The sequence below is a fragment of the Saccharopolyspora antiqui genome (genome assembly GCF_052246905.1).
Lineage (GTDB): Bacteria > Actinomycetota > Actinomycetes > Mycobacteriales > Pseudonocardiaceae > Saccharopolyspora.
The window spans coordinates 41,350-61,118 of sequence record NZ_JBQQBO010000007.1 but is presented as its reverse complement, the minus strand read 5'-3'; the positions used below and the strand labels follow the sequence as shown (position 1 = coordinate 61,118).

The following is a 19,769-nucleotide window of genomic DNA, read 5'->3' as shown; positions in this document are numbered from 1 at the left end:
CGGATGTTGGGCGATGTGGCCGATGGAGGGGCGGTGGATGATGATCGGGCACCGGAGGGCTGATCCACGGAGCCGTTCGGGGCCGGTTGTTCGTTGATCTCCCGGGTCGCGCTGTACATCGGTGGCCTGCTGGGACCTTTCGGCTCCGGCATCGTCGCCGCCATGCTGCCGGAACTCAGCGGCAGCTTCGCGGTGTCGCAGGGCGACGCGGCGGCTTCGCTGACGGTTTACCTGCTGCCGTTCGCGATCGTCATGCTGGTGTCCGGAAGTCTCGGCGAGCGCTGGGGACCGGGCCGCAGCATCCGTGTCGCCTATGCCGGGTATGCGATCGTTGCGCTGTTGGCGGCGGTGGCACCGTGGTTCTGGCTGTTCCAGGTCAGCCGCGCGTTGCAGGGCGTCGCCAACGCATTCACCACACCGCTGCTGCTGGCCAAGCTCGCCGCCGTCACACCCAAGGACCGCCTCGGCCGGGCGCTGGGCACCTACGGTGCGATGCAGGCGGTGGGGCAGACCTCCGCGCCGCTGGTCGGCGGGATCGCCGCCGAAGGAGCCTGGCAGTGGGCGTTCGTCGGGCTCGCCGCGGTGGCCGCGGTGCTGGCGATCAGCCCGTTGCCCGGCGAGTCGCACGACGGTTCGCCCCGGCCCCCCGCGGCGCTTCGGGACGCCTGGCGGGCTTCGGTGTTGATGATCGGCGGCGTCGCCTTCGTCTCGTGGGCTTGTTTGGCGGGACTGCCGTTCCTGGTCTCCTTCCGGCTCGACGACGCGTTCGCGCTGAGCCCGGGCGCGCGCGGCTTGGTGCTCACCGCCTACGGTGTCGCCGGGGTGCTCGGAGCTCGACTGATCGGGGCGGCGGCGGACCGGTTCGCGCAGCGCATGATCGTGTGCGCGGGGTTGCTCGTCGCGGCCTTCTCGGTCGGTTCGATCGGACTGGTCGGATGGTTGCCTTTGGTCGTCGCGGCGTGGGCGATCGGTGGGATCTGCGGTCAGCTGATCCTGGTCGGCATCCATGCCACCGTGCTCACCGGTGGCGCCAGCGGTCGTGGCGCGATCATTTCGGTGGTGACCGCGTTGCGGTTCCTCGGGATGTCGGCCGCACCCGCGGCGTTTACCGGTGCCTACCGGTCCGACGCGGCGCTGGGATTTCTGCTCCCGGCCGCGCTGTTGGTGCTGGCGATCCCCGTCGTCGCCGTCTGGTGGCCGCACGACGACCCTGGTTGACCGACCACCTCGGGTGGCGTTTTCCCAGTGTGCGGCGACTTCGGCACCGCGCTCGGTCCCGGTAGCTCGTTCAGCCGTGGTCGGCGCTTGCTCGGTGGAGGAAGTCGGCCATGATCTCGTTGAGATGACCAGCGTTTTCGGTCGGTAGCGCGTGGTGGCTCACGTCCGGCAGCACGGCGGTTTCGACGTTCGGCACCACGCGTTGGGCGTGCGCGACCAGACGGTTGGCGTTGTGCGCCTTGCTGTTCGCGGCGGCCAGCACGAGCGTCGGCGCGGTCAGCCGCGACGGATCGGGTTTGGGGTGCACGATCACCTTAGCCGTCTGGAAGGCGGCGGCGCAGGCTTGCAGTTCGAGGCACGCCGGATCGATACCGGCACCGTCGGTTTCCCAAAGCACGAAGCTCCGGGTTCTCTCCGGGGTCGGCCGCAGCAGCACGGGCAGAGCGCGCAGCAGGTAGCGCGGATTCCAGCGCGTGAAGCAGGCGGTCGGATCAAACAGCGTGATGCTGCGTACCCGGGCCGAATGAACGGCGTAATGCAGCGCGACCCATGCGCCGTACGAATGCCCGCCAAGGTGTGCGGAATCGACGCGGAGGTGGTCGAGCACTTCGTCCAGCCACGCCATCAGGTCGCTGGCGGTGCTGACCGCCTTGCCGTCGGCGGTACTGCGTCCCGCAGCGCCGATCAGATCGATCGCATAGATCCGGTGGTGCTCGCCGAGTTCGCCGACATTGGCGAACCAGACCGTCGAGGTGGCACCCGCGCCCGGCAGCAGCACCAGCGGTGTCCCGCTCGTCGAGCCGCAAACGTGCACTCGCGTGGTCCCGTAGGCCGACGGAACGTCAAGCGCCTCGACCGGGATCGGCCACTGCGCCAGCACGGCGTCGTACGCGGAGAAGAAGGCCGCGGCGCTTTCTGCGGTCCGAAATCCCATCGTGCACCTCGCTCATCAAATATCTCGATGATCGAGAGACTAACATGGTGCTGTGGAAGATGAACTCCAGTTGGTCCACCTGCTGCGGGCCGTCACGGTCGAACTCGACCTGCTCGGCGCCGAGTTCGCCGGGACGCACCGGCTGCACCCGACCGACCTTCGCGCGCTAATCGCGCTGCTGGACGCCGACCGGGCGGGCGAGACTGCGACGCCCGGTCGGCTGGGCGAGCGGCTCGGCCTGAATTCCGCTTCGGTCACCGCGCTGATCGACCGGCTCGAACGCCTCGGCCACGTCCAGCGGGAACGCGACCCAGTCGACCGGCGCCGGGTCAAGCTGGTCGTGGCGGATCGCGCCGTCGCGCTCGGACAGTCGTTCTTCGGACCGCTGATTGGCGAGGTGGTCGAAAAGATGCGGTCCTACGACGCGGTGGAACGCGAGGCGATCCGCCGGTTCCTGCTCGACATGAACGTCCTGGTGACCGACCGCCGCCGAGCGCAGCGAGGCTGAGCGCGGCGCGGTGAACTCGCTGGTGCACCATGCTGTTCGTTCGCGGCGCAACGCCGCCAGCGCTTGTTGGTGATGGCGATTCCCGTCGTCGCCGTCTGGTCGCCGCGACAGGTGCTCTGACCGGTTCGCCGCGTTCGAGTGGTGAATCCAATGTGGACGATCGTGCGGCGGGCGAAGTCCCTTCTTGACATGCCTGCCACCGAATCGTAGCGTGAAGTTCACTTTTTTCCCGACGGTTTCTCCGACATGCTCCGGCGCGAATGCGGCCTTGGTGTTCGCGCACTGCTGATCACCGAGCGAGCAGCTACGCCGGAGGGTGCGATGAGATCACCAAACCCGTGGAGTCGACGCCAGTTCCTGCTCAGCGCCGGGGTGGTGGGTGCGGCCGCGTTGACCGGATGCGGCCGATCCGCCCCTGCCGGACCACCACCGACCGTGCCCGATGACCTGGTCGCCGCCGCGCAGCAGTTCAACGGCACCTCGCTGACGATGCTCTCGCAACGCACCTACGCCAAAACCGCCAACCAAGCCCTGGAAACGGCGCTGCAGGCGTTCGCCGACCGCACCGGGACGACGATCAAGAACTCGTTCCTCGAAGGCGACGCGGGCAACGCCGTCGCCAAGACCGATGCGGCCGTCAAGGCCGGAAACGCCCCCGATCTGGCGTTCTTCTCCGGCAGCCGATTCGTGGCGCAGTTCCACGACCTGAACGATCTCACCGATGTCTCGGATGTGGTGGCGCAGCTGGAACAACAGCACGGCAAACCCGCCGACGTCTCCCGCAGCAGCGCCATGATCGACGGCGTGTGGTGGGGGATCCCGTACTACTCCATCGGCCAGGGCACCCTGGTTCGCAAGGACTGGTTGGCGGAGAAAGGCATCCCGCTCGAACAGCTGCGCAGCCTCACCGACGCCCGGGACATCGCGCTGGAGATCAGCGATCCCACCCGCAACCGCTTCGGCTGGGGCATGACGATCAACCGCAGCGGTGACGGCAACGCGATGATCGAGCGGGTGATCAACAGCTACGGCGGCTCGATCGTCACCGACGACGGCCGCAAGGTCAGCTTCAACTCGCCCGAAACAGTCGATGCCATCTCGTTCATCGCCGATCTCTACACCAATCCGCGCTACGCGGCGATGCGGCCGCCGGGTATCGAGAGCTGGACCGACAGCGGGAACAACGAGGCGTGGCTGGCCGGGGTGATCGGGATGACCTCGAACCAGTTCAGCGTCTACGCGGACTCGAAGACCACCGGAAGCCCGGTCTACCAGAACACCGCGACCCTGGTCGGGCTGACCGGCCCGGCCGCCGACCGACCGCTGGAATCCGGCGACTGCCACATCCTGGTGGTGTTCAAGGGCGCGCGCAACCCCGGACTGGCCGAGGTGGTCGCGCAGTACCTCGTCGCGGGATCGCCGCTGCTTTCCATGGCGCGGGTTTCCGACGGTCTGGTGATGCCCGCCTACGAGAAGGTGTGGGACTCCGACCCGTTCTACCGCGACGGAGATCCGGCGTTCGGCACCGTCCGCGAGCTGATGACCCAGCCGCTGCCCATCGAAACCCGCACCGGACTGCACTTCCCGCAGGCGCCCAGCGCGGGTCGGCAGGCGGTGCTGCAGAGCTACCTGCTCACCGACATGATGGCCGAGATCCAGCAGAAGCGAGTCCCGGTCCAGCAGGCCGTGGCCGCCACCCACCAACGGATCCTGGGCATCTTCCAGCAACTGGGAATTCCGCAGTGATCGCCGTCCAGGGAACCGTTGGAGCCTGTTGCAAAAGGAGTCTCGGGACAGGCGGTCGGAGCTCGCCCAGATTGGGCGTGGCGGGGGTGGTCGTCAGGCAAGCGGCGTCAGCCGCTTTCCACCACTCTCGCAGCTGGCACCGCCGCGGGTTCTCAGAGGTTTTCTCGCGAGGACAGGCCCGACGTGGTGTATCGGACACATGAGTCGGGGATCCCGGAGTCGAGAAGGCCTCTGAGAGCCTGTCTTCGAACTCGTCCTGCTTCGCGGTGCGGGTGGCAGACCTGGCGATTTCGCGCGAAATCGCCACCCGCCCCGCGTGGGAGACGGCGATTTCGCGCGAAATCGCCCACCTCACCCGAGGTGGACGGCCCGACACGACCACTTCAAAAACAGGCACTGAGGTTCCGCTACCCGCACCGAAACGCAAACCAACCCGCGGGCTCTCCTAGGAGTCGAAGAGCAGTCGGCGGGTGATGGACTTCCACACGTCGAGATGTGCGCTGCGGGCCGGTGAGCCGTCTTCGAAGGCGTAGACCAGCGCGGCGCCGCGCATGCTGGTGAACAGCATTTCGCGCAGTTCCGGATAAACCGGATGGCCGCACACCACCGGTCCCCAGATGCGGTCGCTGACCGAGTGGATCGCCTGGCGCAGTCGCCGTTCCTCCGGTCGCAGTGCCGCGCTGAGCGCCGGATTGGTCCGCGCGGCGGTCCACAGTTCCATGGCGGCCCAGAAGTTCGGCTCGTGGAAGGTCTCCCACAGCAGGTCGATGCACCGGTTGACGCGGCCCGGTCCCTCCGGGATATCGGTCAACTGCTCGGCCACCCGCTGCTCGGTCTGCGCGAGCCGGTTCTTGGTCAGGTGCTGCGCGGCGGCCACCAGCAGTCCGTCGCGGGAGGGGAAGTGGTGCAGCAAACGGCCTCGGGAGACGCCCGCTTTCGCCTGGATGGCCAGCGTTGATGTGCCCGCATGGCCGAACTCGACGAGGCAGTCGACGGCCGCTTCGAGGATCAGCGTGCGACTGTCCGCCGCCCGTTCCTGCCGGGTGCGCTGGAGGTGTTGGCGCTGGACCACGTCGCCAGCGTACTCGGCGAACCGGCCATTCCGTCTACTGTGGACGAAAATCGGCGGTGTTCGGCGGGTGTCCGGTCAGTTACAGTCAGCGTTGACTGATTCGGTGCCACCGCATCGCCGGAGGGAGTCGCGATGAACGTCGACGAGTTCCGCGTCAAGGCGCGTGAATTCCTGGCCAGCAACGCTCCGCCGCCGCTGGGGGACCGTGCCCCGGCCGAGGTCCTCCAGGAGGCCAAGCGCTTCCAGGCCGCCGCCTACGACGCGGGCCTGATCGGCATCACCTGGCCCGCGGAATACGGCGGAGCGGGCCTGACCGCCGCCGAACAGCAGGCGTACGACGAGGAAGCCGCGCATTTCGACCTGCCGAGCGGACCGTTCATGGTCGGGGTCGGGATGTGCGGCCCGACGCTGCTGGATCTCGGCACCCCGGAGCAGAAGTCCCGGTACCTGCCGCCGCTGCTGCGCGGCGAGGAGATCTGGTGTCAGCTGTTCTCCGAGCCCGGCGCGGGCTCCGACGTGGCCAGCCTGCAGACCCGCGCGGTGCGCGAGGGCGATGAATGGGTGATCAACGGCCAAAAGGTGTGGACCTCGGGCGCGCAGTGGTCGGACTTCGGGGCGCTGCTGGCGCGCACCGATCCGGACGTCCCGAAGCACCGGGGCATCACCATGTTCGCCATCGACATGCACGCACCGGGGGTGACGGTGCGGCCGTTGCGGGACATGACCGGCCGCGCCCCGTTCAACGAGGTCTACTTCGACGACGTGCGGATCCCGGCGGACGCGGTGATCGGCGAGGTCGGCGGCGGCTGGCTGGCGGCGGTCACCATGCTCGGGCACGAGCGGGTGGCGATCGGCGGGTCGGTGCGCCGCGGCAGCGATCCGCTGGCCTACGACAACCTGGTGGCACTGGCCCGCCGACTGGGCCGCGCCGCTGATCCGGTGGTGCGCGGCCGGTTGGCCGAGATCTACGCGCGAGAACAGGTGCTCGGGCTGTTCAACAGCCGGTTGCGGCAGGAGGCCGACGCCGGATCGCCGCCCGGCGCGCGCGGTTCGGTGTCGAAGCTCGCCGGAGCGCTGCTGCTGTGGCGTGCGGTGGACACCGCGGGGCTGATCGCCGGGCCGGAGCTGACCGCGTGGGAGCCGGGCGACTCGGCGGCCGAGGAGATCGCGATCGCGATCAACGCGACTCCTTCGTCGAGCATCGCCGGTGGCTCCAACCAGATCCAGCGCAACATCATCGGCGAACGGATCCTCGGCCTGCCGAAGGAACCCCAGGCGGACCGCGACGTCCCGTTCCGCGACCTGAAGGTGGGCACCCAACGCCCAGCCTGACCGAATCGGGTGACGGGTGAAGGGCACCTTTCGCCAAGTTACTTGGTAAAAGGTGCCCTTCACCCCGCCCTCATCGTTGCGGTGCTTCCAGGAGTTGGGGCGAGGATTTGGAGGGGTGTGGGATGGAGTTGGTTTTGAGTCGGGAGCAGCTGGAGCTCCGGTCGGCGGTTCGGAAGTTCCTGGGTGAACACGCGTCGTTGGCGCGGGTTCGCGAGCTGATGGACGGCGGTGGTCACGATCCGCGGCTGTGGCAGCGGCTTGGCGGTGAGCTCGGTTTGACCGGGCTGGTGGTGCCCGAGGAGTACGGCGGGGCTGGGGCCGGGCACGCGGAGCGGTCGGTGGTGCTCGCGGAACTGGGGCGGGCGTTGGCGCCGGTGCCGTTCCTGGCGTCCGCGGTGCTGGCGACCGACGCGTTGCTCGCGCTGGACGACGCGGCGGCGCGGGCCGAACTGCTGCCCGACCTGGCCTCCGGTGCGCGGATCGCGGCCGTCGCCTGGGATCCGGGGACGATGCCGACCGCCATCCCGCGGGACGGCTCGTGGGTGCTGGCGGGGCGTGCGCCGCGAGTGGTCTCCGGCGACATCGCCGACGTCGTGCTGGTGTACGCCGGGACCGAGCGGGGCACCGGGTGGTTCCAGGTGTCCGGTTCGGGGGAGGGCATTGCGAAGACGCCGTTGCGGACGCTGGATCCGACCCGCCGGATGACGCACCTGGACTTCGCCGGTGCACCGGCACGCGAACTGGCCACGGCGGATGCGGCGGCCGTGCACGCCGACGTGCGCGATCTCGCCTCGGTCGCGCTCGCCGCTGAGCAGGTGGGTGGCATGCAGCGGGTGTTGGAGATGACGGCGGAGTACGCCAAGGTCCGGGTGCAGTTCGGCCGGGCCATCGGCTCGTACCAGGCGGTCAAGCACGGCTGCGCGGACATGTACAGCGCCTGGGAGCAGGCCGAGTCCGCGGTGCGCTACGCAGCGTGGGTGGCCGACAACGACCGCGCGCGACTTCCGCTGGCGGCGGCGATGGCACAGGCGATCGTTTCTCCGGCCTACTTCCAAGCGGCGGCCGACACCGTTCAACTGCACGGCGGCATCGGCTACACCTGGGAGCACGACGCCCACCTGTACTACAAGCGGGCGAAGACCTCGGAGCTGCTGCTCGGCACCCCGGAGCAGCAGCGCGCCCGGCTGGCCGACCTGCTCGGCATCTGACCCCTTCGAGCAGGGCGCCTGCGGCCGAGTCGTTCGGTCGCAGGCGCCTTTTCGCATTGGGAGGCACGAATCGGCAGCGGTGTGACACATTTGTCCACTTAGGACATAGGCGTGCTGGATTGGCACACGGTTAACAGGCGGTTGATCGCCGCGTTTCGTCGAAGCAATGTGCATTGCCAACCATGTGGGCATGGCGATGGTTGCCGATCCGCGCTGATCTCCCGTGCGCGGTTGCTCCGGCAAGGGTCGGAACGACCGCTCGCGACTCGTCGGAAGGATCCACTATGGACACTGCGCTGCTCGTGATCGACATGCAGAACGGGTTCTGCCACCCCGACGGATCCTTGCCCAGGGCCGGTACCGTCCTGCCCGGCGTCGCGGAAGCGGTGCGGGAAAGCGCCGGGCTGATCCAGGAATGCCGCCGCGAACGGATTCCGGTGATCTACACCCGGCACGTGTGGCGGGCCGACTTCATCGACGCGCCACCGAAGGCGGTGGCCATGCTCAACCTCGCCGACCGGCCGCTGGTGCGCGGCACCTGGGACGCCGACGTCGTCGACGAACTCCGCCCGCAGGACGACGAGATCGTGCTGGACAAGAACCGGTTCGACGCGTTCCTCTACACCGACCTGGAAGTGGTGCTGCGGGCGCTCGGGGTGCGTCGGCTGCTGGTGTGCGGCGTGGTGACCAGCATCTGCGTCGAGTCGACCGTCCGGTCCGCGCAGCAGCGCGACTTCGAAGTGATCGTCGCGTCGGACTGCACCGCGGCCCCGGCAGGACAGCACGAACCGTCGCTGGCGGTCATGGCCTACCTGTTCGCCACGGTCGCGCCGTGGCGGCAGGTGATGTCCGAACTGCGCGGGGCCGCATCGGTGGACTGGAAGGAACTCGGCACCGCCCTGGCGGAGACGCCCCCGGCGACCGCGTTCAACGCCCGATGGGAGTGAGCCGATGCAACCGCACGAATTCACCGTGTCCGAGGCGGCCGAGCGGATCCGTTCCGGCGAGCTCTCGCCGGTCGAACTGACCGAGGACGTCCTCGCCCGCATCGCCGCGACCGAACCGGTGCTGAACGCATATGTGCAGGTCACCGCCGAGCGTGCGGTGCAGCAGGCGCGCCGGGCGGCCGACGAGATCATCGCGGGCGACTACCGCGGCCCGCTGCACGGCATCCCGGTGGCGCTCAAGGACCTCTTCGACGTCGCGGGATTGCCGACCACCGCCAGCTCAGCGGTCCGCGCGGACTACGTGCCGGGCACCGACTCGGCAGTCGCCGAGCGGCTGACCGCGGCGGGCGCGGTCACGGTGGGCAAAACGCACACCCACGAGTTCGCCTTCGGCGCGATCACCCCGACCACCCGCAACCCGTGGGACACCACGCGTTCCCCGGGCGGCTCCTCAGGCGGGTCGGGTGCCGCGGTCGCGGCCGGGTCCGCGCTCGCCGCGATGGGCAGCGACACCGGCGGATCGATCCGCATCCCCGCCGCGCTGTGCGGCACGGTCGGGCTCAAACCCACCTACGGCCGGGTGTCCCGGTTCGGGGTGACGTCGCTGTCCTGGTCGCTGGACCACGTCGGCCCGCTCACCCGGACCGCCCGGGACGCCGCGGTGCTGCTGGGCGCCCTGGCCGGTTACGACCGGCGCGATCCGGCCACGGTGGATGTCGAGGTGCCGGACTACCTGGCCGCGCTGGCGGCCGGAACGCGCCTGGCGGGACTGCGCATCGGAGTTCCGACGAACTACTTCTTCGACCAGCTGCACCCGGAAGTCGAGAAGTACGTGGTGGCCGCCATTTCGGTGCTGCAAGACCTCGGCGCCGAGGTCCGCGAGGTGCGGGTGCCGCACGCCGAGACGATGCGGGAGATGAACCTGCTGATCGTGACCGCCGAAGCGGCGAGCTACCACCAGGCGATGCTGCGGGACAAGCGGGAGCTGTACCAACCCGACGTCCTCGCCCGGATCAACGCCGGTCGATCGGTGTCGGCGCTCGACTACCTGTCGGCCATCCGGCACCGCAGCGTCTTGCAGGCCGCCTGGCGGGACCTGTACGCGGACGTCGACGTCATCGTCGCACCCACGGTTGCGATCCCGGCCCCGCGCACCGACCAGCCCGTGGCCGAGACCACACCGGGGGCCGCCGAACCGGTGACCGACGCGCTGACCCGGCTGTGCGCCCCGGCCAACGCCACCGGACTCCCGGCCGTGTCAGTCCCATGTGGACTGACCGAGGAGAACCTGCCGGTGGCGTTCCAGGTGATCGGCCGCCCCTTCGCCGAGGGCACGATACTGCGAGTCGCCAATGCCTACGAATCAGTGGAAAAACCCGCCAAAACGCCCACCGGTGCCGCGCTCGGTGCGAACGCGCTCGCTCGCAGCGGGTAACTGGTGCTTGTGGAGTAACGAATTTCACGCTCCGCCGGCGCTTTCCGGCGGCTCGCTCATGTTCCCGCCGGTAGGCGCCGTCTGGCAAGCTGGACATGCCCGACGCTGGGCGTGCACGGCGAGGAGTCAACAGGAAATTGCGGGCAGATGAGCGGCCTTTCGAACTGAGAACCGTTGCGATTGCGGCCTTCGGGCCGACTTTGTTGTTCTCCACCGGTGAAGGCGCGATCATTCCGATGATTCCGCTCATCGCGGCCGACCAGGGCGCGAGCCTCGGGGTGCTGGGGCTGATCGGCGCCATGATCATGGTCGGCGAGCTGATCGGTGACCTGCCCAGCGGCACGCTCGTGCACCGCCTCGGCGAGCGCAACGCGATGATCGTCGCGTCCCTGGTTTCCGTGCTCGGACTGCTCGGCTGCTACTTCTCGGTGAGCCCGTGGATGCTGGGCGCGAGCGTCTTCCTCGTCGGCCTGGCCACCGCCGTGTTCGCGCTCGCCAGGCACGCGTTCATCGCCACCACCGTGCCGCTGCGCTACCGGGCCAGAGCGTTGAGCGTGCTCGGCGGGCTGTTCCGGGCGGGCTACTTCATCGGCCCGTTCCTGTCCGTGCTGGTGCTGATGGTGACCCCGGACAAGCGGTCGGTGTTCCTGATCCACATCGCGTTCGCGGTCGCCACGCTGATCCTGCTGCTGTGCACCAAGGACCTCGGCACCAGGGATGACCAGGCCGTCGAGCCCGCGCACCACCAGGGACTGCTGGCCACGCTGGTGCGCCACCGCGGCGTGCTGCTGCGGATGGGCACCTGCGCCGCGCTGATCGGTGGCCTGCGGGCGTCCCGGATGGTGGCGTTGCCGCTGGTCGCGGTCGCCGCGAAACTGCCGCCCTCGACCACCGCGATGATCATCGGCATCGCCGGTGGGGTCGAATTCGCGCTCTCCTACAGCTCAGGCCAGATCATGGACCGCTTCGGCCGCACCTGGGCCGCCGTGCCGTCGATGGTGGGACTGGCCATCGGGCACCTGGCCCTGTTCGCGGTGGCCAACGTGCCCACGTTCACGATCGTCGCGGTCGGCTTGGCGCTGGCCAACGGCACCAGCAGCGGAATCCTGATGACGCTGGGCGCCGACCTGGCGCCGCAACCCGGCCCGGCCCCGTTCCTCGGCGCCTGGCGCTTCACCGGCGATTTCGGGCAGGCCATCGGACCGGTCACCGTGTCCGGTCTGACCGCTTTGATCGGCGTCGGGTTCGCCGGAGCGGGCATGGGCCTGCTCGGCCTGCTGGGCGCGGGCCTGCTGCTGCGCTACGTGCCCCGATACGTGCCGCGCAGCCGCGTCGTGGCCGGTCGCTGACGCGCTGAGGAAGGCCGCGACGCCGTCGAGCACGCGTTGCAGGCCGAAGTCGAACCAGGACCGCAGGTCGGTCCGGTCCGGCCAGTGCATCGGGCCGGTGGTGGCCAGTTCGGTCAGCCACGGGTACCGGCCGGAGCCGACCGCGCCCGCCTGCCGCCGCAACTGCGCCGACCACCAGCTCGCGCTGCTCACGCCGGTGTCCCGCAGCGCCTTCGATTCGGCGACCTCCAGCAGCGCCGCCCCCTGCACGTAGCCGCTGACCAGCAGGTACACCGGCAGCGCGGTGTCGGCGTCGAGGCCCTCGTCGGTGAGCGCGGTCATGCAGCGATCGACGCTGGCCAGCACGCCGCGCGCCAGCGGCGGACGCATCGTGGCCAACACCTGCAACGTCCACGGGTGGCGCCGGTAGAGCTCCCACTCCAGCCGCGCCTCGTGCGCCAGCCGCGCCCGCCAGTCGCCGCCGGGTGCGTCGGGCTGCCGTCGCTGCGCGAACACCGCGTCGACCATCGCCGAGACGAGATCGTCCTTTCCGGACACGTGCCGGTACAAGGTCATCGCGGCCACCCCGCTGCGGGCGGCGAGGGCGCGCATCGACACCGCGTCGAGCCCGTCGGCGTCCGCGAGCGCTATCGCGTCGCGCACGATGGTCGGGCGGTCCAGCTCGCGGCGCGACACCGGGGCGGCTTGCGGTGTCCGGTGGCGCGGCCGGTCGCCGTCCTTGCGCGCGCGGTACGCCCGCGCCTGGCACGCGCGCCCGCAGTAGCGGCGCGGTCGGCCGCGGCCGGTGGTGGCGATCTCGGTACCGCACTGCGCGCAGCGACCCCCTTTCATCACACCTCCTTCGCGTGACGAAAACCCTCGGAATCCCAGGTTCTCGGCGACATCATGGCCGCTGGACCGAACCCGTACAACGTAACCGAGAGGAAGCCGATGATCAGCTCCGCCAATGGACTGACGGTCCGCCCCGCCGGACTCGGCGAACTGCATCGAGTGGTGCTGGCTTACACGGCCGCGTTCGCCGACGAGGCCGTCGCTGTCTGGGTCATCCCGGACGCGGCGCGGCGCGGCGAACTCGCCACCGACCTGTACCAGGACTACCTCGCCCAAGCCCTCGACCGGGACGAGGTCCTGATCGCCGAGCACGACGGCGGCATCGCGGGGGTGTCGGTGTGGACCGATCTCGACTCGCCCGAGCGGATTCGCCGGGAAGCCGCCGAGCTCACCGAACTCGCCGCCGCCCGACCGGATTTCGCCCGCGTGGCAACGGTCATGGGCCTCGTCGCCGCTCGGCATCCCGAGGCGCCGCACGTCTACCTGCCCTCGATCGGTGTGCTGCCCGAACAACGCGGACGCGGAGTCGCCAGCGCCATCCTGCGGCACCGGCTGGCCCGCGCGGACCAGCTGGCGCGCCCCGTGTACCTGGAGGCCAGCACCCCGCGCAACGAGAAGCTGTACGCGCGACACGGTTTCCAACCACTCGGCGAGCCGATCGTCCTGCCCGACGGCGGCCCGCGACCCCAACCGATGTGGCGCACCCCACGACAGCGGGATCAAGCCTAGGGTGGACGGAAAACCGAAATCAAGGACGTGGAGTGCGTTTCCTCTTCACCTTCGCTGGCGGGTCCGGGCATCTGAACCCCCTCATCCCGCTCGCCCGCGCTGCCGAAGCCGCCGGGCACACCGTCGCCTTCGCGGGCCAGCCCGCACTGGTCCCGATGGTGGAGGCCGCCGGTTTCACCGCCTTCAGCACCGGCGGGAACAGTTTCGGCACACCGAAACCGGGCCCGCTACTCGCATACGACGCCACACGCGAAGACCGCGGCCTGAGCGAGGGTTTCGCCGACCGCATCGCGCGTGATCGGGCGGCGCACCTGCTCGACCTGTGCGGCCAGTGGCGGCCCGACCTGGTGATCTGCGACGAGATCGACTTCGGCGCCATGGTCGTGGCCGAACGCCTCGGTCTGCCGCATGCGAGCGTGCTGGTCATCGCGGCGGGTTCGTTCAACCGCACCGAACTGGTCGCCGAACCGCTGGGGGAGCTGCGCGCGGAACACGGACTGCCACCGGATCCGGACCTGCGGATGCTCAGCCGCTACCTCGTCCTCTCCCCGGTGCCACCGAGTTTCCGCGACCCGGCGTTCCCGCTGCCGGACACGGCGACGACGTTCCGGCCGGTCCAGCCGGACGTCGCCGAACCCGCCCCGGCGTGGTTGGCGGCGCTGCCCGCCGCGCCGACGGTCTACTTCACCCTGGGCACGGTCTTCAACATCGAGTCCGGCGACCTGTTCTCCCGAGTCCTGCGGGGTGTTCGTGACCTGCCGACCAACGTCGTGGTCACGGTGGGCAACCACATCGACCCGGCCGACCTCGGCCCGCAACCGGCCAATGTCCACATTGAACAGTACGTCCCGCAGTCGGTCGTGCTGCGCCGGTGCGGTGCGGTCATCTCGCACGGCGGATCGGGCAGCGTCATCGGCGCCCTCAGCCACGGCCTGCCCTCGGTGCTGTTCCCGATGGGAGCCGACCAACCCCACAACGCGGCACGCTGCCAAACCCTCGGAGCGGCGAGGGTGATGGACCCGCTGACGGCCACCCCGGCGGAGATCCGGGCGGCCCTGTCAGAAGTGCTGACCGATCCGGCATACCGCCACGCAGCCGAACGAATCCGCGCCGAAGCAGCCGCCCAACCCGGCCCCGACCACGCGGCAACCCTCCTCGAACACCTCGCCAGCAATCCCGGTCGGGTGGCGAAGTCGAGGTGAGGGGCACCCGTGACCCAGTAAGTTGGTCACGGGTGCCCCTCACCCTTCCGGTGCTTCCGGGGCGTCGGTCAGCCTTGGAGGGCTTGCTGGGCGCCGGGGTGCAGCGGGACCGGCTCGGTCTTGGTGGCGTTGTCCTTCGTGATCTCCTTGGCCGACGGGTGCACCTGCTCCAGGTCGGCGCGCTTGTCGAAGAGCAGCTTCGTGATCGCGCAGGCGTTGTTCACCGGGAAGTCCTCGCGGACCACCAGCAGGTTCGGCACCACCACCGTCGGGACGTCCGCGGGCAGCTTGTAGGTGTCCGCCGGGATCGTGCTCGCCTCGTAGACCTCGCTGATCTGTTTCAGGCCGGGCAGCTGCGGGGTGATGTCGATGAACTTCACCCCAGCGCCCAGCGAGGTCGTCAGGTCGGTGATCTCCGGAGTGGGCAGGCCGCCCGACCAGAACAGCCCGTCGACGGTGCCGGACTTCATGCCGTCCACCGCCTTGCCCAGCGCGAGGCGCTGCGCCTGGATGTCGGAGTCCGGGTTCAGCCCGGCCGCGGTCAGCACCCGGTTGGCGATCACCTCGGTGCCCGACTTCGGCGAGCCAGTGGAGATCCGCTTGCCGCGCATGTCGGCGACGCTGTTGATACCCGAGTCGGCGCGTACCACCACCTGCGTCGCGTTCGGGTAGATCCGGGCCAGCGCCTGGATCTTCTGCGGCTGGCCCGCGAAGCTGTCCTTGCCCTGCACCGCGTCGGCGGCGGTGTCGGCGAGGGTGAAGGCGATGTCGTAGTCACCGGCCACCAACTGCTGGATGTTCTGCACCGATGCGCCGGTTTCCGCCGCAGTGGCACGCAGTTTCGTGTTGTTGCTGATCAGCTGGGCCAGACCGCCGCCGAGCACGTAGTACACCCCACCGGTGTTGCCGGTGGCGATGGTCAGTCGGCCATCGGAGGCCTCGCACGCCTGCGCCGCACCGGTCGGGGTGTCCTGCACCTGTTTGCCGCCGCAGCCGGTCACGACCAGCATCGCCGCCGCAGCGGTCACCAGTAATGCCTTAATCCGCATCACGAACCTCCTTGATCGTTTCCCTGCGGCGCAGGACCAGCTGTGCGACAACGCCCAGCACGCAGAATCCGAGCCCGATCGCCACCACCAGCGGTTCCAAGTAGAGCAGGCACAACGCGCCCGGCGCGAACAGCGCGCGCACCGGGCGGCTGACCGGACCGAACAGCCAACCACCGGTCACCACGCTGAGCGCGGCAACGGCCACAATGGACGCCGCGGCGACCCAGAGCACGGTCAGCGGATCGTTCTGCAGCAGCAGCGCGGAGCCGTTGTCGGTCAGCACGAACGCGATGGGCACCAGGAAAGCGGGCAGCGTGTACTTCCAGGCCTGCATCATCGTGCCGGTGATCCGGCCACCGGTGATCGCGGCGGCGGCCACCGCGGCCAGCGCGGTCGGCGGTGTCACCTCCGAGAGCACCGCGTAGTAGAAGATGAACATGGCCCGTTCGGCGTCGGCGACGCCGAGGGCGCCCAGCGCGGGCCCGATTACCACCCAGGCGATGATGAACGACGCCGTCACCGGCACCGCCAGCCCGAGGACTCCGACGGCCAGCGCGGAGAACACCACGGTGAGCACCAGGACCGCGGTCGGGTTGCTGGTGAGGGCCTGAGCGGCCTCGACCAGCGCGTCCGCCAGTTCCTGACCCAGCCCGGTCTTGGTGATCGTCGAGGTGATGATCCCGGCCGCCGCGCACACCGCCACCACCGGAAGTGCGCCGCGCACCCCGATCGACAGCGCGTCCACGATGTCCCGCAACCACTTCAGCACCGCCTGCCCCGGACCGTGCTCGGCCCGGACGAGCCCCGAGATCAGGGTGAACAGCGCCGCCACCCCGGTCGCGTAGACCACGGCCGCGAACGGCGGGATGTCCATGGCCAGGAACACCACGATGATCGCCAGCGACACGAAGTGGTACCCGCCGCGCAGCAGCAGTCGCCACGCACTGCCGTGCTCGGTCTCGACCGCCTTGGCGCCGAAGCGGCGGGCGTCGGCCTCGACGGCGAACACGATGCCCAGGTAGTACAGCACCGTCGGAACCACGGCCCAGATCAGCACCGTCAGGTAGGAGGTTTGCAGGTACTCGGCGATGATGAACGCGGCGGCACCGAGCGTCGGCGGCGAGAGGATCGCGCCGATGCCGGAGGCCGCCAACAGCCCGCCCGCGTTGTCCTGCGGATAACCGGCGCGGCGCAGGATCGGCCAGGTGATCGCGCCGAGGCTGACCGCCGTCGCGGTGCCGGACCCGGAGACGGTGCCGAGCAGGAACCCGGACAGCACCGTGGTGCGGCCGGGCGCGGTGCGCGAACGCTTGAACGCGGCGAAGGAGAAGTCGACGAAGAACTGGCCCGCGCCGGAGGCGCTGAGCACCGCCCCGTAGATGGTGAACAGCACGATGTAGCTGGCCGCGACGTCCAGCGGCGTGCCGTAGAACCCGCTGGCATCGTTGTAGAGCGCGTTGATGATCTGGTTGAAGTCCACGCCCGCGTGCGCGATTCCCCAGTTCTGCGGGAGGTAGCCGCCGTAGTAGGCGAAGCCGATGAACGCCACGCAGATCACCGGCAGGATCCAGCCGGTGGTGCGCCGGGTCGCTTCGAGCACCAGCAGGAGCAGCAGCGTCCCGGCCACCACGTCCAAGGTGGACAGGCTGCCCTGCCGGTTGAGGAACTCGTCGAAACCGCCGGAGGGGAACGGCAGCACCGGGTAGAACCCGACCAGCAGCGCGGCCAGCGAGAGCGCCCAGTCGTACCAGGCCGGGTCGTCGCGGTCGCCCTTCGGACGCCGCCCGCCCGGTCGGTAGCACAGGAAGACCAGCGGCAGCGTGCAGCCGAGGAAGATCACCAGGTAGTACTGGTTGCCCTTGGCGAGCGGGTAGAAGACCTGCTTGAGCACCAGCACCGCCACCAGCAGGGCGGCCAGGTAGACCAGCAGGTCCGGTCGGCGGGACAACTGCCGGGCCGGACGTTCCTCGTCGTGCGTGGCGACGATCTCGTCGATATCGGTTCGCGCCTCGTCCCGTCGTTCGTCGTCGTGCTCAGGCCGCGTCGCCTGGCTCATTCGCTTGCCCTTCTGCCCGGTCGGCGGTGGGCGGACAAGCGCGTGATGGCGGTTCGGCAGGAGCCGCTTCGGGGCGCCATGACTCCCAGTCGATGCCAGCCAGCCATCCGCTCCCGCTCTCACCGTGCAAAAGTCGTTTTTGCGGCGGGAATGTAACTGCCGTCACTCGGCTGGGTCAATAGGGGCGGCCGTTCGGCTGCACTGTGGACTGCTCGCCGTCAGGTGCGCGGCACGGTCCGCCGGAGGTTCTTCCGTTGCGAGGGACCGGCGGCCGCCTCCGCGATCCACGGCCCGGGCGAGGAGGTGTCCAGGATTCCTTCCTCCAGCCAGGAGTACCTGCCGTCCAGGACCTTCCGCGCGAGTCCCCGGTCGGTGGCGTCGGTGTTGTGCCACAGCCCGCGCAGCAGCGCCTCGACGCGGCGGCGGGCCTGGCGGCAGAACGCGTCGGCCAACTCCACCGCCGACGGGTCCTGGCCTGCCGACCGCGCGTAGACGCAGCTGGCGCTCATCGCGTAGAGCTCCGCGCCGATGTCGACGATGCGGCCGAGGAAGAGCTGCCGGTGCTCCAGCTTGCCCTGCCAGCGCGACATTCCGTAGAAGGTCTGCCGCGCGATGCGGCGGCTGGCGCGTTCCACGAACCGCAGATGTCCGGCCAGCGGCCCGTATTCGCCGAAGCTGCCTGGCAACTGGCCCCGGCCCGCGACCAGCGTCGGCAGCCAACGCGCGTAGAAGCCGCCCGCGCGGGCCGCGGCGCGTGCTTTGCGGGACAGATCGGCCTTCGGGTCGATGATGTCGCCGGCCACCGACAGGTGGGCATCGACCGCTTCGCGGGCGATCAGCAGCTTCATGATCTCGGTGGATCCCTCGAAGATCCGGTTGATCCGCAGGTCGCGCAGCAGTTGCTCGGCGGGCACCCCGCGCTCGCCGCGCGCGGCCAGCGAGTCGGCCGTCTCGTAGCCGCGTCCGCCGCGGATCTGCACCAGTTCGTCGGCGATCAGCCAGGACTGCTCGGTGGCGTAGAGCTTGGCCAGCGCCGCTTCGATGCGGATGTCGTGCCGGTCGGCGTCGGCCAGCCTGCCGGAGACCTCCAGCACCGCTTCCAGGGCGAAGGCGGTGGCGGCGATGAACGAGACCTTGTCGGCGATGGCCTCGTGCTCACCGATCGGTCGACCCCACTGCACCCGGTGCGCCGACCATTCGCGGGCGATCAGCAGGCACCACTTCGCGGCGGCGGTGCACATCGCGGGCAGCGATAGGCGCCCGGTGTTCAGCGTGGTCAGCGCGATCTTGAGGCCTTCGCCCTCGCGGCCGATCCGGTTGGCGGCGGGCACCACCACGTCGTGCAGCCGGGTGACGCCGTTCTCGATGCCGCGCAGCCCCAGGAAGGAGTTGCGGTTCTCCACGGTGATGCCCTCGGCATCGCCCTCCACGACGAAGGCCGTGACGCCGCCGCGGTGCCCCTCCGATCGCGGTACCCGCGCCATCACCACCAGCAGATCGGCCAGCACCCCGTTGGTGGTCCAGAGCTTGACGCCGTTGAGCGTGTAGCTCCGGCCGTCCTCGCTGGGCACCGCGCTGGTGGCCAGCCGCGCCGGATCGCTGCCCACATCTGGTTCGGTGAGCAGGAAAGCGGTGATCTCGCGGACGCAGCGGGGCAGGAACCGCCGCTTCTGCTCCTCGGTGCCGAACATCTTCACCGGCTGCGGCACACCGATCGACTGGTGCGCGGACAGCAGGGCGCCGATCGACGGGTTGGCGGTGGCGACCAGCATCAGCGCCCGGTGGTAGTAGACCGCGGGAAGGCCCAAACCCCCGTATTCGGCGGGGATCTTGATGCCGAAGGCGCCGATGTCCTTCAGCCCGTTGATCACCTCGTCCGGGATCCAGGCGTCGCGCTCGATCTGCTGGGTGTCGACCTTGGTTTCGCAGAACTCGCGCAGCCGTTCGAGGAACGCCTCGCCCTCGGGGGAGACCTGGCCCTCGGGCATCGGATCGATCAGGTCGAGACGCAACCGGCCGAGGAACAGCTCCTTGCCGAAACTCGGCCGGTCCCAACGGGTTTCGCGAGCCTCTTCGGCGACCTGCCGAGCCTGTTGGGCGTCGACGCGGGTCGTCTCGCGGCTCTTGTCCAATGTGGTCATCGCAGCCCCCAA

At 69.5% G+C, this 19,769-nt stretch carries 15 protein-coding genes and 1 pseudogene; 10 read left to right on the top strand and 6 right to left on the bottom strand.

Features of this window, described 5'->3' with window-relative positions:
* Window positions 1-93: 93 nt before the first annotated feature.
* Window positions 94-1,218 carry an MFS transporter gene (locus ACTWQN_RS13810; RefSeq protein ID WP_443203842.1) on the top strand — a complete coding sequence of 375 codons (1,125 nt, stop codon included), beginning with the start codon at window positions 94-96 and terminating at the stop codon, window positions 1,216-1,218.
* A 70-nt stretch (window positions 1,219-1,288) separates the two neighbouring features.
* On the opposite strand, the gene ACTWQN_RS13805 is transcribed toward ACTWQN_RS13810, so the two are convergent.
* The gene (locus ACTWQN_RS13805) at window positions 1,289-2,098 is read right to left on the bottom strand and encodes an alpha/beta fold hydrolase (protein WP_443203841.1); all 810 of its coding nucleotides are present in this window, start codon (window positions 2,096-2,098) and stop codon (window positions 1,289-1,291) included.
* Window positions 2,099-2,204: 106 nt separating this feature from the next.
* Here ACTWQN_RS13805 and ACTWQN_RS13800 point away from each other — a divergent pair, with 106 nt between their 5' ends.
* Both ACTWQN_RS13800 and ACTWQN_RS13795 read left to right on the top strand, forming a co-directional pair.
* On the top strand, window positions 2,205-2,660 hold the full coding sequence (locus ACTWQN_RS13800) for a MarR family winged helix-turn-helix transcriptional regulator (protein WP_443203840.1): 456 nt from the start codon (window positions 2,205-2,207) through the stop codon (window positions 2,658-2,660).
* A 321-nt stretch (window positions 2,661-2,981) separates the two neighbouring features.
* Window positions 2,982-4,406 carry an ABC transporter substrate-binding protein gene (locus ACTWQN_RS13795; RefSeq protein ID WP_443203839.1) on the top strand — a complete coding sequence of 475 codons (1,425 nt, stop codon included), beginning with the start codon at window positions 2,982-2,984 and terminating at the stop codon, window positions 4,404-4,406.
* Between the two features lie 445 nt (window positions 4,407-4,851).
* Here the strand turns inward: ACTWQN_RS13795 and ACTWQN_RS13790 are convergent, their stop codons facing one another.
* A complete protein-coding gene (locus ACTWQN_RS13790; RefSeq protein ID WP_443203838.1) occupies window positions 4,852-5,478 on the bottom strand; it encodes a TetR/AcrR family transcriptional regulator in 627 nt (208 codons plus the stop codon).
* 132 nt (window positions 5,479-5,610) lie between these two features.
* On the opposite strand from ACTWQN_RS13790, the gene ACTWQN_RS13785 reads away from it, so the two are divergent.
* The 5 genes and pseudogenes from ACTWQN_RS13785 to ACTWQN_RS13765 form a co-directional block, all read left to right on the top strand.
* Window positions 5,611-6,810: an acyl-CoA dehydrogenase family protein gene (locus ACTWQN_RS13785; RefSeq protein WP_443203837.1), complete on the top strand. Its 1,200-nt coding sequence runs from the start codon at window positions 5,611-5,613 to the stop codon at window positions 6,808-6,810.
* 122 nt (window positions 6,811-6,932) lie between these two features.
* The gene (locus ACTWQN_RS13780; RefSeq protein ID WP_443203836.1) at window positions 6,933-8,018 is read left to right on the top strand and encodes an acyl-CoA dehydrogenase family protein; all 1,086 of its coding nucleotides are present in this window, start codon (window positions 6,933-6,935) and stop codon (window positions 8,016-8,018) included.
* A 284-nt stretch (window positions 8,019-8,302) separates the two neighbouring features.
* Window positions 8,303-8,965 carry a cysteine hydrolase family protein gene (locus ACTWQN_RS13775; protein WP_443203835.1) on the top strand — a complete coding sequence of 221 codons (663 nt, stop codon included), beginning with the start codon at window positions 8,303-8,305 and terminating at the stop codon, window positions 8,963-8,965.
* Window positions 8,966-8,969: 4 nt separating this feature from the next.
* Window positions 8,970-10,400 carry an amidase gene (locus ACTWQN_RS13770; RefSeq protein ID WP_443203834.1) on the top strand — a complete coding sequence of 477 codons (1,431 nt, stop codon included), beginning with the start codon at window positions 8,970-8,972 and terminating at the stop codon, window positions 10,398-10,400.
* A 95-nt stretch (window positions 10,401-10,495) separates the two neighbouring features.
* A pseudogene (locus ACTWQN_RS13765) lies at window positions 10,496-11,296 on the top strand (MFS transporter); the annotation flags it as partial.
* 48 nt (window positions 11,297-11,344) lie between these two features.
* Here ACTWQN_RS13765 and ACTWQN_RS13760 read toward each other — a convergent pair.
* Window positions 11,345-12,580: a TetR/AcrR family transcriptional regulator gene (locus ACTWQN_RS13760; RefSeq protein ID WP_443203833.1), complete on the bottom strand. Its 1,236-nt coding sequence runs from the start codon at window positions 12,578-12,580 to the stop codon at window positions 11,345-11,347.
* A gap of 99 nt (window positions 12,581-12,679) precedes the next feature.
* On the opposite strand from ACTWQN_RS13760, the gene ACTWQN_RS13755 reads away from it, so the two are divergent.
* Together ACTWQN_RS13755 and ACTWQN_RS13750 are read left to right on the top strand one after the other, a co-directional pair.
* Entirely contained in the window at window positions 12,680-13,309 is a 630-nt protein-coding gene (locus ACTWQN_RS13755; RefSeq protein ID WP_443203832.1) for a GNAT family N-acetyltransferase, read from the top strand.
* Window positions 13,310-13,341: 32 nt separating this feature from the next.
* Window positions 13,342-14,511, top strand: coding sequence for a glycosyltransferase (locus tag ACTWQN_RS13750; protein ID WP_443203831.1), 1,170 nt, complete (start codon window positions 13,342-13,344; stop codon window positions 14,509-14,511).
* Between the two features lie 68 nt (window positions 14,512-14,579).
* Here ACTWQN_RS13750 and ACTWQN_RS13745 read toward each other — a convergent pair whose 3' ends face one another.
* The 3 genes from ACTWQN_RS13745 to ACTWQN_RS13735 all read right to left on the bottom strand — a co-directional run bounded on the left by ACTWQN_RS13745 (window position 14,580) and on the right by ACTWQN_RS13735 (window position 19,757).
* On the bottom strand, window positions 14,580-15,560 hold the full coding sequence (locus ACTWQN_RS13745; protein WP_443203830.1) for a TAXI family TRAP transporter solute-binding subunit: 981 nt from the start codon (window positions 15,558-15,560) through the stop codon (window positions 14,580-14,582).
* Window positions 15,550-17,616 carry a TRAP transporter permease gene (locus ACTWQN_RS13740; RefSeq protein WP_443203829.1) on the bottom strand — a complete coding sequence of 689 codons (2,067 nt, stop codon included), beginning with the start codon at window positions 17,614-17,616 and terminating at the stop codon, window positions 15,550-15,552. The genes ACTWQN_RS13745 and ACTWQN_RS13740 overlap by 11 nt, the downstream gene beginning before the upstream one ends.
* A 218-nt stretch (window positions 17,617-17,834) precedes the next feature.
* Window positions 17,835-19,757, bottom strand: a complete 1,923-nt coding sequence (locus ACTWQN_RS13735; protein WP_443203828.1) for an acyl-CoA dehydrogenase family protein — start codon at window positions 19,755-19,757, stop codon at window positions 17,835-17,837.
* Window positions 19,758-19,769: the final 12 nt, after the last annotated feature.

Coding starts and splice junctions, on each gene's coding strand:
- ACTWQN_RS13795 (WP_443203839.1), top strand. CDS start 2,982: ATGAGATCACCAAACCCGTGGAGTCGACGCCAGTTCCTGCTCAGCGCC.
- ACTWQN_RS13785 (WP_443203837.1), top strand. CDS start 5,611: ATGAACGTCGACGAGTTCCGCGTCAAGGCGCGTGAATTCCTGGCCAGC.
- ACTWQN_RS13780 (WP_443203836.1), top strand. CDS start 6,933: ATGGAGTTGGTTTTGAGTCGGGAGCAGCTGGAGCTCCGGTCGGCGGTT.
- ACTWQN_RS13775 (WP_443203835.1), top strand. CDS start 8,303: ATGGACACTGCGCTGCTCGTGATCGACATGCAGAACGGGTTCTGCCAC.
- ACTWQN_RS13770 (WP_443203834.1), top strand. CDS start 8,970: ATGCAACCGCACGAATTCACCGTGTCCGAGGCGGCCGAGCGGATCCGT.
- ACTWQN_RS13760 (WP_443203833.1), bottom strand. CDS start 12,580: ATGAAAGGGGGTCGCTGCGCGCAGTGCGGTACCGAGATCGCCACCACC.
- ACTWQN_RS13755 (WP_443203832.1), top strand. CDS start 12,680: ATGATCAGCTCCGCCAATGGACTGACGGTCCGCCCCGCCGGACTCGGC.
- ACTWQN_RS13745 (WP_443203830.1), bottom strand. CDS start 15,560: ATGCGGATTAAGGCATTACTGGTGACCGCTGCGGCGGCGATGCTGGTC.
- ACTWQN_RS13740 (WP_443203829.1), bottom strand. CDS start 17,616: ATGAGCCAGGCGACGCGGCCTGAGCACGACGACGAACGACGGGACGAG.
- ACTWQN_RS13735 (WP_443203828.1), bottom strand. CDS start 19,757: ATGACCACATTGGACAAGAGCCGCGAGACGACCCGCGTCGACGCCCAA.